General features: G+C 70.7%; 17 protein-coding genes. 11 read left to right on the top strand and 6 right to left on the bottom strand.

What is annotated here, in order from left to right:
• Positions 1–3: 3 nt before the first annotated feature.
• The 3 genes from ACIBJF_RS01025 to ACIBJF_RS01015 form a co-directional block, all read right to left on the bottom strand.
• A complete protein-coding gene (locus tag ACIBJF_RS01025) occupies positions 4–708 on the bottom strand; it encodes a L,D-transpeptidase (protein WP_399171519.1) in 705 nt (234 codons plus the stop codon).
• Between the two features lie 3 nt (positions 709–711).
• A complete protein-coding gene (locus ACIBJF_RS01020) occupies positions 712–1299 on the bottom strand; it encodes a pyridoxamine 5'-phosphate oxidase family protein (RefSeq protein ID WP_399171518.1) in 588 nt (195 codons plus the stop codon).
• Between the two features lie 146 nt (positions 1300–1445).
• The gene (locus ACIBJF_RS01015; protein WP_399171517.1) at positions 1446–1895 is read right to left on the bottom strand and encodes a hypothetical protein; all 450 of its coding nucleotides are present in this window, start codon (positions 1893–1895) and stop codon (positions 1446–1448) included.
• 171 nt (positions 1896–2066) lie between these two features.
• On the opposite strand from ACIBJF_RS01015, the gene ACIBJF_RS01010 reads away from it, so the two are divergent.
• The 5 genes from ACIBJF_RS01010 to ACIBJF_RS00990 all read left to right on the top strand — a co-directional run bounded on the left by ACIBJF_RS01010 (position 2067) and on the right by ACIBJF_RS00990 (position 8035).
• Entirely contained in the window at positions 2067–3263 is a 1197-nt protein-coding gene (locus ACIBJF_RS01010; protein ID WP_399171516.1) for an argininosuccinate synthase, read from the top strand.
• 49 nt (positions 3264–3312) lie between these two features.
• Entirely contained in the window at positions 3313–4746 is a 1434-nt protein-coding gene (gene argH / locus ACIBJF_RS01005) for an argininosuccinate lyase (protein ID WP_399171514.1), read from the top strand.
• A 162-nt stretch (positions 4747–4908) separates the two neighbouring features.
• On the top strand, positions 4909–5880 hold the full coding sequence (locus ACIBJF_RS01000; RefSeq protein WP_399171513.1) for an aldo/keto reductase: 972 nt from the start codon (positions 4909–4911) through the stop codon (positions 5878–5880).
• Positions 5881–5963: 83 nt separating this feature from the next.
• Entirely contained in the window at positions 5964–6515 is a 552-nt protein-coding gene (locus ACIBJF_RS00995; protein WP_399171512.1) for a TetR/AcrR family transcriptional regulator, read from the top strand.
• Complete coding sequence (locus ACIBJF_RS00990) at positions 6512–8035, top strand: MFS transporter (RefSeq protein ID WP_399171511.1); 1524 nt, start codon at positions 6512–6514, stop codon at positions 8033–8035. The genes ACIBJF_RS00995 and ACIBJF_RS00990 overlap by 4 nt, the downstream gene beginning before the upstream one ends.
• 84 nt (positions 8036–8119) lie before the next feature.
• Here ACIBJF_RS00990 and ACIBJF_RS00985 read toward each other — a convergent pair whose 3' ends face one another.
• Positions 8120–8791 (bottom strand): lysophospholipid acyltransferase family protein, encoded by a 672-nt coding sequence (locus tag ACIBJF_RS00985; RefSeq protein ID WP_351804387.1) that lies wholly within the window; start codon positions 8789–8791, stop codon positions 8120–8122.
• Positions 8792–9156: 365 nt separating this feature from the next.
• On the opposite strand from ACIBJF_RS00985, the gene ACIBJF_RS00980 reads away from it, so the two are divergent.
• The 3 genes from ACIBJF_RS00980 to ACIBJF_RS00970 all read left to right on the top strand — a co-directional run bounded on the left by ACIBJF_RS00980 (position 9157) and on the right by ACIBJF_RS00970 (position 11474).
• Positions 9157–10332 carry a glycerophosphodiester phosphodiesterase family protein gene (locus ACIBJF_RS00980; RefSeq protein ID WP_399171510.1) on the top strand — a complete coding sequence of 392 codons (1176 nt, stop codon included), beginning with the start codon at positions 9157–9159 and terminating at the stop codon, positions 10330–10332.
• 92 nt (positions 10333–10424) lie between these two features.
• On the top strand, positions 10425–10931 hold the full coding sequence (locus tag ACIBJF_RS00975; RefSeq protein ID WP_399171509.1) for an RNA polymerase sigma factor: 507 nt from the start codon (positions 10425–10427) through the stop codon (positions 10929–10931).
• A 45-nt stretch (positions 10932–10976) separates the two neighbouring features.
• Positions 10977–11474 carry a GNAT family N-acetyltransferase gene (locus tag ACIBJF_RS00970; RefSeq protein WP_399171784.1) on the top strand — a complete coding sequence of 166 codons (498 nt, stop codon included), beginning with the start codon at positions 10977–10979 and terminating at the stop codon, positions 11472–11474.
• A 98-nt stretch (positions 11475–11572) separates the two neighbouring features.
• Here ACIBJF_RS00970 and ACIBJF_RS00965 read toward each other — a convergent pair whose 3' ends face one another.
• Positions 11573–11992 carry a hypothetical protein gene (locus ACIBJF_RS00965; RefSeq protein WP_399171783.1) on the bottom strand — a complete coding sequence of 140 codons (420 nt, stop codon included), beginning with the start codon at positions 11990–11992 and terminating at the stop codon, positions 11573–11575.
• Positions 11993–11999: 7 nt separating this feature from the next.
• A complete protein-coding gene (locus ACIBJF_RS00960; RefSeq protein ID WP_363215939.1) occupies positions 12000–12359 on the bottom strand; it encodes a hypothetical protein in 360 nt (119 codons plus the stop codon).
• 88 nt (positions 12360–12447) lie between these two features.
• Here ACIBJF_RS00960 and ACIBJF_RS00955 point away from each other — a divergent pair, with 88 nt between their 5' ends.
• The 3 genes from ACIBJF_RS00955 to ACIBJF_RS00945 all read left to right on the top strand — a co-directional run bounded on the left by ACIBJF_RS00955 (position 12448) and on the right by ACIBJF_RS00945 (position 15209).
• Entirely contained in the window at positions 12448–13098 is a 651-nt protein-coding gene (locus ACIBJF_RS00955; RefSeq protein WP_399171508.1) for an HAD family hydrolase, read from the top strand.
• A gap of 342 nt (positions 13099–13440) precedes the next feature.
• Positions 13441–14475 (top strand): methionine ABC transporter ATP-binding protein, encoded by a 1035-nt coding sequence (locus ACIBJF_RS00950; protein WP_399171782.1) that lies wholly within the window; start codon positions 13441–13443, stop codon positions 14473–14475.
• Positions 14472–15209, top strand: a complete 738-nt coding sequence (locus ACIBJF_RS00945) for a methionine ABC transporter permease (RefSeq protein ID WP_399171507.1) — start codon at positions 14472–14474, stop codon at positions 15207–15209. Before ACIBJF_RS00950 ends, ACIBJF_RS00945 begins: the two co-directional genes overlap by 4 nt.
• Positions 15210–15274 lie beyond the last annotated feature (65 nt).

Below are 15274 nucleotides of genomic sequence, written 5' to 3'. Positions count from 1 at the left end.
CCTTCAGTACCGGGTGACGGCCGTGGCGCCGTCCGCCGTCCCGATGGCCATGTGCGGCTTCTGGTCCGGCTTCGCCCACCGGAGGATCCGCCGCATCGCGTCCTGAGGCACCGACACGCATCCAGCCGTCGCCGCCTGCCCCTTCACATGGAGGAAGATCCCGGCTCCGCGTCCCCGCACCGGCCGGTCGTAGTTGAAGCCGATGACGAGCCCGTACGCGTACTGGGTGCTGTAGGTGATCAAGTGCTCGGACTCGGACGCGCGGCAGTCGGCGGGCAGCGGATCCACCCAACGGTTGTACGCCGCCGAGTCGTTGTCCTGGCACCACCAGGAACTCTCCTTCACCGCCCGGTACTCCACGCTCGTCCCGCCCGGCGCGGCCTCGATCCCGAAGCCGAAGGGAAGGTCGTACAAGCCGGTCGGTGTCGTGTTCGTCCCCTGCTTCCGCGAGGTGCCCTCCGCCAGCCCGTTCGCCCCGAAGCGCGCCGGTGCCGAACCGGCCTGCACCCACCGCCCGCCCCGCAGGTCCCACCAGGTGACCGTCCCCGATGTCGAGCCGGCGTCCGGTGCCTGGGCGATGAGCAGCTGGCTTCCTCCACCGGTGTCCGCCATGCGTGCGGGCAGCGGGCCGGACTCGGGACCCGGCGTGAAACCGAGCATGGTGAGCGAGGAGGCCGACACCAGGGCGAGCACGACACCGGGACGCATGGCTCAGACGCTAGACGGCGGAAGCGGCAACGGCAGCCCGGGGAGTCCGTCCAGGCTCGTCGCGACGTGCTCCTTCTTCTCGAAGTACGCGTTCAGCGAGACGTCGTCCTCCCGCGCGAAACGCCTCCCGTGCAGGTCGCGGTCGCTCTCGTAGGCCATGTAGGGGACGGCGTACCCGCAGGTGTCGCGGACCAGTTCGGCGTGCACGACGATGACCGCGCGCAGCCCGTGCGCGCTCGGGTCGATGTCCGGGAAATGGCCCAGGAGCTCCTTGAAGCGCGGGTCGTCCCGGAAGACCGGCTCGCCACGGCCGTGCACGCGCACGATGTTCGGCGGGCCCTGGAAGGCGCACCACATCAGGGTGATCCGGCCGTTCTCCCTGAGGTGCGCGATGGTCTCGGCGTTGGACCCGGCGAAGTCCAGGTAGGCCACGGTCAGTTCGTCGAGCACGGCGAAGGAGCCCTTGAGGCCCTTGGGGGAGAGGTTGACCGTGCCGTCGCCGGACAGCGGGGCGGTGGCGGTGAAGAAGAGGGGTTGCTCCTCGATGAACGTCCGGAGCCTGCCGTCGATGCGCTCATAGGTCTTTCCCATATCTAAGGATTATCGGCGCAGTTCCTTCGCCTGTCTAAGGATTTCACCGAAGCCCCGTCCGCACCCCCGCTTGCGGACGCACGCGCCCGGACCCGTCGTGGCCGCCCCGGCCGGCGCTAGTCGGGGCGGCCACGCTGCCCGCTACCTCACTTCGTGAGCGTGCAGGCGGCCAGGGAGTCCAGCCCGGTGGGCTTGGTGGTGGTGCGGCCGATGGCGATGGCGATGCGGTCGATGGTGGAGGCCCGCTTGTCCCTGAGGGGTCCGAGGATGGCGTTGTCCACGAAGTCGGGTCCGCCTTGGCCCGCGGTGGTGTGCAAACGCTTGTCGGCTTCCTGGATCTGGGTCTTGAGGAGGGCGAGGTCGCGGTCGACCTCGGCCTGGGCGGAGGCGGGGACGGCCGGGAGCCTGGCGGCGACGTCCGGGCAGGAGATGGTGCCGGGGCTCGCGAGGGTTCGGGCCTGCGCCGCCCCGCCGCTCTTGGCGGGGGTGCCCGCGAGGGCCGAGCCGGCGATCACCGCGCCGGACAGCGCCACGGCGGCGGCGCCCCCGATGACCGCCACGCGACGCTTGTCGTACTTCGGAAGAGCCCTGGACACGCGGATGCCTCACTTGGGTCAGGAGTGTCGTCGTCGGACGAACGCGGCGCCTGCGCTCGGCGGGAAGTACGAGAAAGCGATTCCACATGTTCAAGCACCCCACACATTGACGAATCATGCAGAGCTCTGCATACTCATGCATGACAGCACGTGCAGTGTGAGGAGAAACCCGTGACCGAGCGCGTCGTACTCGCCTATTCGGGCGGTCTGGACACCTCCGTCGCCATCGGCTGGATCGCCGAGGAGACGGGCGCCGAGGTCATCGCCGTCGCGGTGGACGTCGGCCAGGGCGGCGAGGACCTGGACGTCATCCGCAAGCGCGCCCTCGCCTGCGGTGCCGTGGAGGCCGAAGTGGCCGACGCCAAGGACGAGTTCGCCGAGGAGTACTGCCTCCCGGCGATCAAGGCCAACGCCCTCTACATGGACCGTTACCCGCTGGTCTCGGCCCTCTCCCGGCCGGCGATCGTCAAGCACCTGGTCGCCGCCGCCAGGAAGCACGGCGCCACGACCGTCGCCCACGGCTGCACCGGCAAGGGCAACGACCAGGTCCGCTTCGAGGCCGGCATCGTCGCCCTCGCCCCGGACCTGAAGTGCATCGCCCCGGTCCGCGACTACGCCATGACCCGGGACAAGGCCATCGCCTTCTGCGAGGCCAAGCGGCTCCCGATCGCCACCTCCAAGAAGTCCCCGTACTCCATCGACCAGAACGTCTTCGGGCGCGCCGTCGAGACGGGCTTCCTGGAGGACATCTGGAACGCCCCGATCGAGGACATCTACGAGTACACCGCCGACCCGGCACAGCCCCGCGAGGCCGACGAGGTGATCATCACCTTCGAAGCGGGCGTCCCGGTCGCCGTCGACGGCAAGCCCGTCACCGTCCTGCAGGCGATCCAGCAGCTCAACGAGCGCGCCGGCGCCCAGGGCGTCGGCCGGATCGACATGGTCGAGGACCGCCTCGTCGGCATCAAGTCCCGCGAGGTGTACGAGGCTCCGGGCGCGATCGCCCTGATCACCGCCCACCAGGAGCTGGAGAACGTCACCGTCGAGCGCGAACTCGCCCGCTACAAGCGGCAGGTCGAGCAGCGCTGGGGCGAACTGGTCTACGACGGCCAGTGGTTCTCCCCGCTCAAGCGCGCCCTGGACGGCTTCGTCGACGAGGCCGGCCGGCACGTGACCGGCGACATCCGGATGACCCTGCACGGCGGCCGCGCGGTCGTCACCGGCCGCCGCTCGGCCGAGTCCCTGTACGACTTCAACCTGGCGACGTACGACACGGGCGACACGTTCGACCAGTCCGCGGCCAAGGGCTTCATCGACATCTACAGCCTGTCCTCGAAGATCGCCGCCCGGCGCGATCTGCAGGCATAGCCTGACGTACACCTCGCGTAACCGACCCACTTCACTAGGAGCAGCGCAAGTGAGCAGCAACAGCGGTGACGTACGGCTCTGGGGCGGCCGTTTCGCCGACGGCCCCGCCGAGGCCCTGGCGAAGCTGTCCGCGTCCGTCCACTTCGACTGGCGGCTCGCGCCCTACGACATCGCCGGTTCGCGTGCCCACGCGCGCGTGCTGCACAAGGCCGGCCTGCTCACCGAGGACGAGCTCCAGCGCATGATCGCCGGCCTCGACCAGCTGGAGGCCGATGTCGCCGACGGCTCCTTCGTGGGCACGATCGCCGACGAGGACGTCCACACCGCCCTGGAGCGCGGCCTGCTGGAGCGCCTCGGCCCCGACCTCGGCGGCAAACTGCGCGCCGGCCGGTCGAGGAACGACCAGGTGGCGACCCTCTTCCGGATGTACCTGAGGGACCACGCACGGACCATCGGCGGCCTGATCGCCGACCTCCAGGACGCCCTGGTCGGCCTCGCCGAGGCCCACCCGGACGTCGCGATGCCCGGCCGCACCCACCTCCAGCACGCCCAGCCGGTGCTCTTCGCCCACCACGTCCTCGCCCACGTGCAGTCCCTGTCCCGGGACGCCGAGCGGCTGCGCCAGTGGGACGAGCGCACGGCGGTGTCGCCGTACGGCTCGGGCGCCCTCGCGGGCAGCAGCCTCGGCCTGGACCCGGAGGCGGTCGCCCAGGACCTCGGATTCGAGCACGGCAGCGTCGGCAACTCCATCGACGGCACGGCCTCGCGTGACTTCGTGGCGGAGTTCGCCTTCATCACCGCGATGATCGGCGTGAACCTGTCCCGGATCGCGGAGGAGATCATCATCTGGAACACGAAGGAGTTCTCCTTCGTGACCCTGCACGACGCGTTCTCCACGGGCTCGTCGATCATGCCGCAGAAGAAGAACCCGGACATCGCGGAGCTGGCGCGCGGCAAGAGCGGCCGGCTGATCGGCAACCTGACGGGTCTGATGGCGACGCTCAAGGCCCTGCCCCTCGCCTACAACCGCGACCTCCAGGAGGACAAGGAGCCGGTCTTCGACTCCTGCGACCAGCTGGAGGTCCTGCTTCCCGCCTTCACCGGCATGATCGCCACCCTCACGGTCAACCGCGAGCGCATGGAGGAACTGGCCCCGGCCGGCTTCTCGCTCGCCACCGACATCGCCGAGTGGCTGGTCAAGCAGGGCGTGCCGTTCCGCGTGGCCCATGAGGTCGCCGGGGAGTGCGTCAAGGCAGCCGAGGCCGAGGGCAAGGAACTGGACGACCTGACGGACGAACAGTTCGCGAAGATCTCCGCCCACCTCACCCCCGAGGTCCGGTCCGTCCTCAACGTCCCGGGCGCCCTGGCCTCCCGCAACGGCAGGGGCGGCACGGCCCCGAGCGCGGTCGCCGTACAGCTGGCGGAGGTCAAGGCGGACGTGGCGGCCCAGCACGCGTGGGCGGAAGCCAAGAAGAAGAGCTGAGCCGCAGCGCCCCTGAAAGGGGCGCGGGGAACCGCGCGAGCAACCACATCGCACCCGCACTCGCCGAAGCACCGAACGGACCGCGTTCTCAGGCGGACCCGAAGGGCATCGCAGGTTACGTTGGTCGGAAGCCGTACCGGAGCCGACCGAACGGAACCCGCGATGCCCTTCTCCCGCCTCGCCACCGCCACCACCCCCACCTGCCACATCGGCCTCGGCCTGGCCGCAGTAGGTCGCCCCGGTTACATCAACCTCGGCCGCGAAGAAGACCTCGGAGAGAACCGCAGCGCGGATTCGCTGCGCACCCGCACCCACGAACTCCTCGACGCCGCCTACGCCCAGGGCGTGCGCTACTTCGACGTGGCCCGCTCCTACGGCCGTTCCGAGGAGTTCCTCGCCGACTGGCTGAACGCCCGCCCCGACATCGACGACGTGGTCGTCGGCAGCAAGTGGGGCTACACCTACACCGCCGGCTGGTCCACCGACGCCGAACGGCACGAGGTCAAGGACCACAGCCTCGCCGCGTACGAGCGCCAGCGCGCCGAGACCGACGCCGTGCTCGGCGACCGGCTCGACCTGTACCAGATCCACTCGGTGACCCCGGACAGCCCGGCCCTCACCGACAAGGACCTCCACGCCCGGCTCGCCGAGGCCGCCGCCCAGGGCCTGACCATCGGGTTCTCCACCAGCGGCCCCGCCCAGGCGGACACGATCCGCGCCGCCCTCCAGCTGACCGCCGACGGCGAGCCCCTCTTCCGTACCGTCCAGTCGACGTACAACGTGCTCGAGACCTCGGCGGCCCCCGCGCTCGCCGAGGCGCACGACGCCGGGCTCACCGTGATCGTCAAGGAGGGCATGGCCAACGGCCGGCTGGCCGCGCCGCACGCCCCGGAGACGCTCCGGGCCGTCGCCGAGGAGACCGGCCTCGGCTGCGACGCGGTGGCCCTGGCCTGGATCCTGTGCCGGCCGTGGGCCGGTGTCGTGCTCTCCGGCGCCGCGACGGTCACCCAGCTCGTCTCCAACCTGCACGCTCCCGCCGTCGACCTCGACGCGGATCAGCTGACCCGCCTCGCCACGCTCGCCGAGGACCCGCGCGCCTACTGGGAGCGGCGCGGACAGCTGCCCTGGCACTGACCGTCACCGGTCCCGATCAGTGGCTATGAGTCACGCACGCCCAGCGTGAGACAAGATTGTCTCATCTGGGCTATCCTTGTCTCATGGCTCTCGACCGTGACCAGGTGCTGCGCAGCGCGGCCGCCCTGCTGACCCGTAAATCCACCGCGACCATGGACGAGGTCGCCAGGGCCGCCGGGATCAGCCGGGCCACGCTGCACCGTCACTTCGCCGGCCGCGATGCCCTCGTACGGGCGCTGGAGGCGCTCGGCATCGAGGAGTGCGAGGCGGCCGTGGACCGGGCCCGGCTGGACGAGGGGCCCGCGAGCGAGGCCGTACGCAGGCTGGTGCGCGAGATCCAGCCCGCAGCCGGACTGCTCGCCTTCCTGTACGGCGAGAGCCAGCTGTGGGAGGGCGAGCGGCAGAACGGCGGATGGCTGCGCCTGGACACCCGCATCGGCGCGGTGTTCCAGCGCGGCCAGCAGGCGGGCGAGTTCCGTATCGACCTCACCCCGGTCTGGCTCACCGAGGCGCTGTACGGCCTGATCGCCTCCTGCGCCTGGGCCACCCTGGACGGCCGTGTGGCCGGCAGGGACTTCCCGACGATGGTCGCCGAGCTGCTGCTCGGCGGCGCTCTACGAAGAGAGGAATCATGACCAGCACCCTGCAGCCGGCCGCGACGACGGAGGCGGTGACGCGCCCGGGCCGCTGGCTCGCGCTCTCCGTCCTCGTCCTGGCCGTGCTGCTGGTGGCCGTCGACGCCACCGTCCTCGGCCTGGCGACCCCCTACATCAGCGAAGACCTGGGCCCCTCCGGCACCCAGCTCCTGTGGATCGGCGACGTCTACTCCTTCGTCATCGCCGGTCTGCTGGTCTCCATGGGCAGCCTCGGCGACCGCATCGGCCGCAAGCGGATCCTGCTCGGCGGTGCCACGGCGTTCGGCGCGATCTCGGTCCTCAACGCCTATGCCGGCACACCGGAGTTGATGATCCTGGCGCGGGCGCTGCTCGGTGTCGCGGGCGCGACCCTGATGCCCGCCACCCTCGCCCTGATCCGCAACCTCTTCCACGACCCGCGCGAGCGCAGCCTCGCCGTGGGCATCTGGGGCGCGACCGCCTCCGCCGGCACGGCCGTCGGCCCGATCGCCGGCGGTTTCCTCCTGGAGCACTTCTGGTGGGGCTCGGTCTTCCTGATCAACCTGCCGGTGATGGCGGTCCTGGTCCTGGTCGGCATCCGCACGCTGCCCGAGTCCCGCAACCCGAACCCGGGCCCCTGGGACCTGATCAGCGTCGTCCTGTCGCTGGTCGGCATGATCGCCGTCGTGTACGCGGTCAAGGAGGCCGCCACACACGGGTTCACCTGGCCGGTGCCCGGCACGGCACTGCTCGGCGCGACGGCCCTCTACGGCTTCGTCCACCGCCAGCTCACCATGCCGGCCCCGCTGCTGGACATGCGGCTGTTCAGGCGCCGCGGCTTCAGCGGGGCGGTCCTCGCCGACCTGCTGACCGTGCTCGGCATGTCCGGGCTGGTGTTCTTCCTCTCCCAGTACCTGCAACTCGTCCAGGGCAGGCGCCCGTTCGAGGCGGGCCTGGCCGAACTGCCCGCCGCGGTCGGCGCGGTGGCGGCGGGACTGATCGCGGCCCGCGCGGCCCGCCGGTTCTCGCTCCGAGCCGTGGTCTCGGGCGGTCTCGCGGCGGTCGGCCTGGCCCTGGCCGCGCTCACGGCACTCGACCGGTCCACCGGCTACCCCCTGCTCGGCGCCGCGCTCCTGGTCGTGGGCATCGGCGCGGGCTTCTCCTTCACCGTCACCGCCGACGTGATCCTCTCCAGCGTGCCCAAGGACCAGGCGGGCGCCGCCTCGGCGGTCTCCGAGACGGCGTACGAACTGGGCGCGGCCCTCGGCATCGCCCTGCTCGGCTCCATCGTCACGGGCGCCTACCGCGGCTTCACCGGCCCGGCCGGCACCCCTGCCCAGGCACACGAATCACTGGGCGCGGCAGTGGAGGCGGCAGCGAAAATGTCCCCGCACGCGGCGGAGGCACTCCTGAACGCGTCCCGGGACTCCTTCGTCCACGGCCTGCACCTGGCGTCGGGGGCGGGAGCGGCGGTCCTGCTGGGAACGGCGCTGGTGGCTTGGTTCTTGCTGAAGGGACAGAAACTGGAAAGTGCCGGATGAGCTGACCAAGTCAGGGGCGCGGGGAACTGCGCGAGAAACCACAACGCACCCGCACCCGAACAACCGGCCGAACTGCCAGCGGCGCTAGGCCGCCTTGGCCTTGGTCGCGTACATGTCCACGTACTCCTGCCCCGACAGCCGCATGACCTCAGCCATCACGGAATCGGTCACCGCCCGCAGCACATACCGGTCCCGGTCCATCCCGTCGTACCGCGAGAACTCCATGGCCTCGCCGAAACGGACGGTGACTTTCCCAGGCCGCGGGATCCCACGACCGCCCGGCTGCAACTTGTCCGTGCCGATCATGGCGAACGGAACCACCGGCGCACCGGTCATCAGCGTCAGTCGCGCGATACCGGTGCGCCCCCGGTACAGCCGGCCGTCGGGCGACCGCGTGCCCTCGGGGTAGATCCCGAAGATCTTGCCCTCCTCCAGGATCCGCCGTCCGGTCATCAGCGCGGCCACGCCGCCGCTCGCGCCGTCCCGGTCCACCGGGATCATGCCGACGCCGGTGAAGAACCACGCCATCAGCCGGCCCTTGACGCCCTTGCCCGTGACGTACTCGTCCTTGCCGATGAAGAACACCTGCCGCTTGGTGACGAGCGGCAGCACGATCGAGTCGATGAAGGTGAGGTGATTACCGGCCAGAATGACCGGGCCGTCGCCGGGGATGTGCTCCACGCCCTCCACCTGTGGGCGGAACATCAGGCGCATGATCGGTCCGAGCACTGCCTTGATGAGCGCGAAGCGGGACAACGGGGCCTCCGATGTCGAGGGGTCGATATGAGTCTGTGCAGGTGAGGACATTACTCGCGGCCCCGGGCCCGGCGCACATCGGGTACGGGCGGTTCACCCAGGTCTTACGAAGTGTTGACGCGGGTTTACCTGCGGTGACGTCCTGGGGGCGCGCCGTAACACGACTGCGACGGTGTGACAGAGATCGCGCGAAGCTCTCACCCGGTCGGCCGCACGGCCCCGGCCGCCGATGCGACGGCCCGTCACCACCCGCCCCCCACAGGACATACGGCGTCACCCGCGCGTTCCGTCGAGTGCCTCCCTGCGGTCATGTGCACGCCCCTACGATCGGCCCGGACCCAAGAGCGGACGGCAGGAGGGCGCTGATGGGCAGCGACCAGGCGAACCAGAAGACTCAGGGCACCGGGCGGCGGGCGATCCTCGGCGCGGCGGTGTTCGGCGTGAGCGGGGCGGCCCTCGGGCTGCCGGGCGCGGCCGAGGCCGCCGAGACCCGGCCGGCCGGGCAGGGCGGCCGGGGCCTGAGGAGCCTGCCGGTGCCGACGATCATCGGCCACCGCGGTGCCAGCGGCTACCGTCCCGAGCACACCTTCGGCTCCTACGACCTGGCCCTGGACCTGGGCGCCGACGTCGTCGAGGCCGGCGACCTGGTCCCCACCAAGGACGGCCATCTGGTCTGCCGGCACGAGCCGGAGATCGGCGGCACCACGGACGTCGCCTCGCACCCGGAGTTCGCCGACCGCAAGACCACCAAGATGCTGGACGGCGTCGCGACGACCGGCTGGTTCACCGAGGACTTCACGCTCGCCGAGCTGAAGACCCTGCGCGCGGTCGAGCGCATCCCGGCCATCCGGCCGCACAACACCCTCTACGACGGGCGCTGGGAGATACCCACGTTCGAAGAGGTCCTGAAGTGGCAGGACGAGCAGACCCGCAAGCGCGGCAGGCAGGTCTGGATCTACCCCGAGACCAAGCACCCCACCTACTTCCGCAAGCTGGGCCTCGGCCTGGAGGAGCGGGTGGCGAAGCTGCTGCACAAGTACGGCAAGGACGGCCGGAACTCGCCCGTCATCCTGCAGTCCTTCGAGCCCAGCAGCATCCAGAAGCTGAACCAGCTGGTCGACAACCCGCTCGTCGTGCTGCTCTCCTCGGCCAACAGCCGCCCCTACGACTTCGTCGAGGCGGGCGACCCGCGTACCGTCGCCGACCTGATCACGCCCAAGGGCCTCAGGGAGATCGCCGGCTACGCCCAGGGCATCGGCCCGACCCTGGACCTGATCATCCCCAGGAACGCGGACGGCACCCTCGGCAAGCCCACGACCCTGGTGCCGGACGCGCACAAGGTGGGCCTGGTCCTGCACCCGTACACCATGCGCAACGAGAACCCCTTCCTCCCGGCCGAGTACCGCAAGGGCGGCGCGGCCGACGGCTACGGCGACTCCTTCGGCGCCTTCAAGACGTACTTCGCGACCGGCATCGACGGCGTCTTCACGGACAACGCCGACACCGGCCTGCTCGCCCGCGCCGACTTCCTGGCCGGCTGACGCCGTCAACCCGCAGCCCTGTCGCCACCCCGTTCGGGGTGACTGTGCGCCGCCCCGGAAACCTGCTCCCGGGGCGGCGCGTCGTTCCGCATATGACGCACGACCTGGTAGCCGCCCTGGGCCCGCTGCTCACCGCCGAGGCCTCGGCCGAGGCATATGCCGCCGGGAGCGAGCCGGGCGACCTGGAGCAGGCCGTCTGGCTCCGTCTGCTGGAGCGGCTGCAGACCGAGGGGCCGCCGCCGGACCCGCAGGGCTGGCTGCGCAGGGCCGTCCGTGCCGAGGCCCGCCGCAGCCGCCGTACCACCCGCCGGGAACGCCCGTACGGCGCCGAGCCGCCCGACGACACCCGCGCCGACCCCGAGCAGTACGTCCTCACGGCGGCCCGGTACCGCGCGCTGCGCGAGGCGGTGCGCCGGCTGCCCGGCCGCTGCCCCCGGCTCATCGAGGCCCTGTTGTCCCCGAAGGACCTGACATACCGGGAGATCGCGGGGGAGTTGGGTATCTCACAGGGCAGTCTTGGCCCGGAACGCTCCAGATGTCTGGGATGTCTGCGCCGATTGCTCACGCCGGAGGTTGCGGCCCGCGAAGTGCGGGGATAGGAGTGAGGGACGACAGGTGATCAGGTGAGCGGGAGGCGTGCGCACATGGGCATGAGCGTGACCATCTCGGTGGCGACCGAACAGGACGCGGAGCAGATCTTCAGGCTCCAGTACCTGTGCTTCCAGAGCGAGGCGGCGCTGTACGGCAACTACCGCATCGACCCGCTCGTCCAAACCCTGGACTCCGTCCGCCAGGAGGTCGTCTCCGACTGCGTGTTCGTCGCCCGGCTCGGCGAGGAGGTCGTCGGCTCGGTGCGCGGCAAGCTCGCCGAGGACGGCGCGGCGGCCATCGGCAAACTCTGCGTCCACCCCCGCCTGCAGGGCCACGGCATCGGCGCGCGGCTGCTGCGCGCGGCCGAGGCGGCGCTGGTGGAGGAGCGCGGCGCCACCCGCTTCCGCCTCTTCACCGGCCACCGCAGCGAGGGCAACCTCCGCCTGTACCGCCGCTCCGGCTACGAGACGGTGGGCAGGTCCAAGGGCGCGGACGGCGTGGAGATGATCGTCCTGGAGAAGCCGGCGGGGGCGTTCGTCCAGACGGCGTGAGCCGAAGCGCCCCGAAAGGGGCGCGAGGCCGTGTCAGTGTGCGGCCGCGCCGCGTGGTCGCGACGAGCCGCGGAGCACCCGCGGCCGCCGACGCACCCTCAGGCGCCCCTGTCCTTGCGCGCCTTGCGCAACCAGTACATCGCGGAAACAGGCAACAGCACCGGAATGAAGATGTATCCCGCCCCGTAGTACGACCACACGGTGGCGTCCGGGAACGCCGAGCGGTCGGCCAGCGTCCACGTGCCGACGATCAGCACCCCCGCGAGCTCGGCGGCGCAGCACACCAACGCCGCCCGCCGGGCGGTCTCCCCGCCCCGGATCAGCGTGTACGTGATGAACCCGTACACCACGCCCGCCACCGCCGACAGCGAGTAGGCCAGTGGCGCCCTGCCGAACTCCGTGGAGATCTGGTACGCGGAACGCGACACCGCCCCGACCACCATCACGCCGTAGAACCAGACGAGCAGCATGCCCGGCCCGCTGATCAACCGGGCCGGCTTCTCCTCCAGCGCCGTCATCTCGGCCTCAGCCTCCCCAGATGTCATAGAGCCGCACCTCCAGCACGGCCAGCACCACACCGCCGGCGGCGACCGTCACCGAGCCCCAGCGGGTCCGCTCGGCCAGTGACATGAAGCCCGCCGCCGGAACACACGCGAACGCGCCCAGCAGATACGCCACGAAGATCGTCGTGCCCTGTTCCGGCTTCTCGCCCCGCGCCAGCTGCACGATCCCGACCACCAGCTGGACCACGGCCAGCAGCGACACCACGGCCATGCCGATGAAGTGCCAGTCCTTGGTCGGCTGGTCCCGGTAGGCGGCCCAGCCGCACCAGGCGGCGAGCAGCAGCGCGGCGACCCCGGTCACCAGCGTCAGAGCATTGAGCATGCGGTGACCTTATTACGGCCGAAACGGGCGCCGGCCGCCGACCCCGCCCGTAGGCCATGGGGTCTAGACCACATCGTAGGGTCTAGGCATGACGATCCACGCGCACGCCCTCCTGTTCGACAACGACGGCACCCTCGTCTCCTCCCTGGAATCCGTCGAGCGCTGCTGGACGCGCTGGGCCCGGGAGTACGGGATCACCGCCGAGCAGTTCGGGCGCGTGGCCCTGCACGGGCGGCCCGCCGCCGAGATAGTCGCCGACCTGCTGCCCGCCCACCTGGTCGCCGAGGCGGTCGCCCGGGTCGAGCAACTGGAGGTGGACGACGTACCCGACGGAGGCGTACGGCTGCTGCCCGGCACGCGGGAGTTCCTGGACTGCCTGCCCGCCGAAAGCTGGGCCGTCGTCACCTCCGCCACCCGGCGGCTCGCCGAGGCCCGGCTGGACGCCGTCGGCATCCTGCCCAAGACGCTGATCGCCGCCGACGACATCACCCGCGGCAAGCCCGACCCCGAGCCCTACCTGCTCGCCGCCCGGCGGCTCGGCGTCGACCCGGCCCGCTGCGTCGTCTTCGAGGACGCCCCGGCCGGACTCCAGGCGGGCCGCGCCGCCGGAATGACCACCGTGGCGTTGGCCACAACCCACCAGGCGGAGGAACTCGACGCCGACCTCGTGGTGAAGGACCTGTCAGCCTTGTCGGCACTGGTCACCGACGGGGGTGTGGAGATCTCCGTCCGCCGCTGAGCGCCCGTCATGGGCTGTCCGCCGCTGTCCACTATCCGGACAGCGGCGACCGGTCAGGACCATACGTCTGCTTTACTGATCGCATGACCACGACGAGCTGCCGCACCCTTGCGACCGAGGCGACCATGACGCCCGGTGCTCGTTGTATGTGTCGCCTGATGTGTCGAATGTGCGCCTTCTAGAGGGCCCCCGCATCAGCTGAGCCTCGCGCCCCGAAGCGAGAGCCGTGGCATGTCCGTGCGCGCAGCCGTACGAGACGCACATCCACTTCCCATGCCTGAACCGCATGCACCCGTGCCCGGGCACACCCACGCCCGCGCACTCGACAGTGACGGAAATCCTGTGATCACCACCTCGGGCCTGACCAAGGTCTACCGCTCCCGCGGCCGTGAGGTCACCGCCCTCGACGGCGTCGATCTCCACGTCCGCGAAGGCGAGGTCTACGGCGTCATCGGCCAGTCCGGCGCCGGCAAGTCCTCCCTCATCCGCTGCGTCAACCTGCTGGAACGCCCCACCTCCGGCACCGTGACCGTCGCCGGGGACGACCTCACCGCCCTCGCCGGCCGCGGCCCGCGCGCCGGCAAGGAGCTGCGCCGGGCGCGCAGCCGCATCGGCATGGTCTTCCAGCACTTCAACCTGCTCTCCTCGCGGACCGTCCAGGACAACGTCGAGCTGCCGCTGGAGATCCTCGGCAAGTCCGGCAAGGAACGGTCCCGCAAGGCACTGGAGCTGCTCGACCTGGTCGGCCTCGCCGACAAGGCGAGGGCCTACCCGGCCCAGCTCTCCGGCGGCCAGAAGCAGCGCGTCGGCATCGCCCGCGCCCTCGCCGGCGACCCGAAGGTGCTGCTCTCCGACGAGGCCACCAGCGCCCTCGACCCCGAGACCACCCGATCCATCCTCCAGCTGCTGCGCGACCTGAACCGGCAGCTGGGCCTGACCGTCCTGCTCATCACCCACGAGATGGACGTCGTGAAGGCGGTCTGCGACTCCGCCGCCCTCATGGAGAAGGGCCGGATCGTCGAGTCCGGCACGGTCAGCGAGCTGCTGGCCACCCCCGGCTCCGAGCTGGCCGCCGCGCTGTTCCCGGTGAGCGGCGAGCGCACGGGCGCCGACCGGACCGTCGTCGACGTCACCTTCCACGGCGAGGCCGCGACCCAGCCGGTCATCTCCCAGCTCTCCCGCACCTACAACATCGACATCTCGATCCTCGGCGCCGCCATCGACACCGTCGGCGGCCTGCAGATCGGCCGGATGCGCATCGAACTGCCCGGCCGCTACGAGGACAACGTGGTGCCGATCGGGTTCCTGCGCGAACAGGGCCTGCAGATCGACGTGGTGGGCCAGGAGGCCCTGCTGGTGAAGGAAGGTGCCAAGTGACCTGGTCCGAGATGCAGCCGCTGCTGTCCCAGGCGTGTACCGAGACGTTCCAGATGGTGCTGTGGTCCACCCTGATCGCCGTCGCCGCCGGCCTGCCGCTCGGCATCCTCCTGGTCCTCACGGACCGGGGCGGACTGCTGCAGAACGTCGTCGCCAACAAGGTGATCGGCCAGATGGTGAACATCGGCCGGTCCATGCCGTTCATCATCCTCATGGTCGCCCTGATGAGCTTCACGCGCTGGGTCACCGGGACGACCATCGGCACCACCGCCGCGATCGTGCCGCTCGCCATCGGCGGCATCCCGTTCTTCGCCCGGCTGGTCGAGACGGCTGTCCGCGAAGTGGACAACGGTCTCGTCGAGGCCGTGCAGTCCATGGGCGGCAACACCTGGACGATCGTCCGCAAGGTCCTCGTCCCCGAGGCCCTGCCCTCGCTGATCGCCAGCACCACCACCACGGTCATCGCCCTCATCGGCTACTCCGCCATGGCCGGCACGGTCGGCGGCGGCGGCCTCGGCGACCTCGCCGTCCGCTACGGCTACCAGCGCTTCGAGACCGAGCTGATGTGGATCACCGTCGCGATCCTCGCCGTCGTGATCTCCCTGATCCAGTTCGCCGGCGACCTCGCGGCCCGCTCCCTGCACAGCCGCGGCGGCCGCTCCGGCCCGGCACCCAAGCTCCGCCTGCTGAAGGCGACGGAGCCCGCCGCGGCCGACGTCGGCAAGGTCGCATAAGCGGCCCCACAGTCCCCCGTCCCACCCACGACGGGTCGCACCACCGTTAAGGAAAGGCACTTTTC

Origin of the sequence: Streptomyces sp. NPDC050743 (assembly GCF_044456925.1) — a bacterium.
Taxonomy (GTDB): Bacteria; Actinomycetota; Actinomycetes; order Streptomycetales; family Streptomycetaceae; genus Streptomyces.
This window is presented reverse-complemented; position numbering and strand designations above follow the sequence as displayed.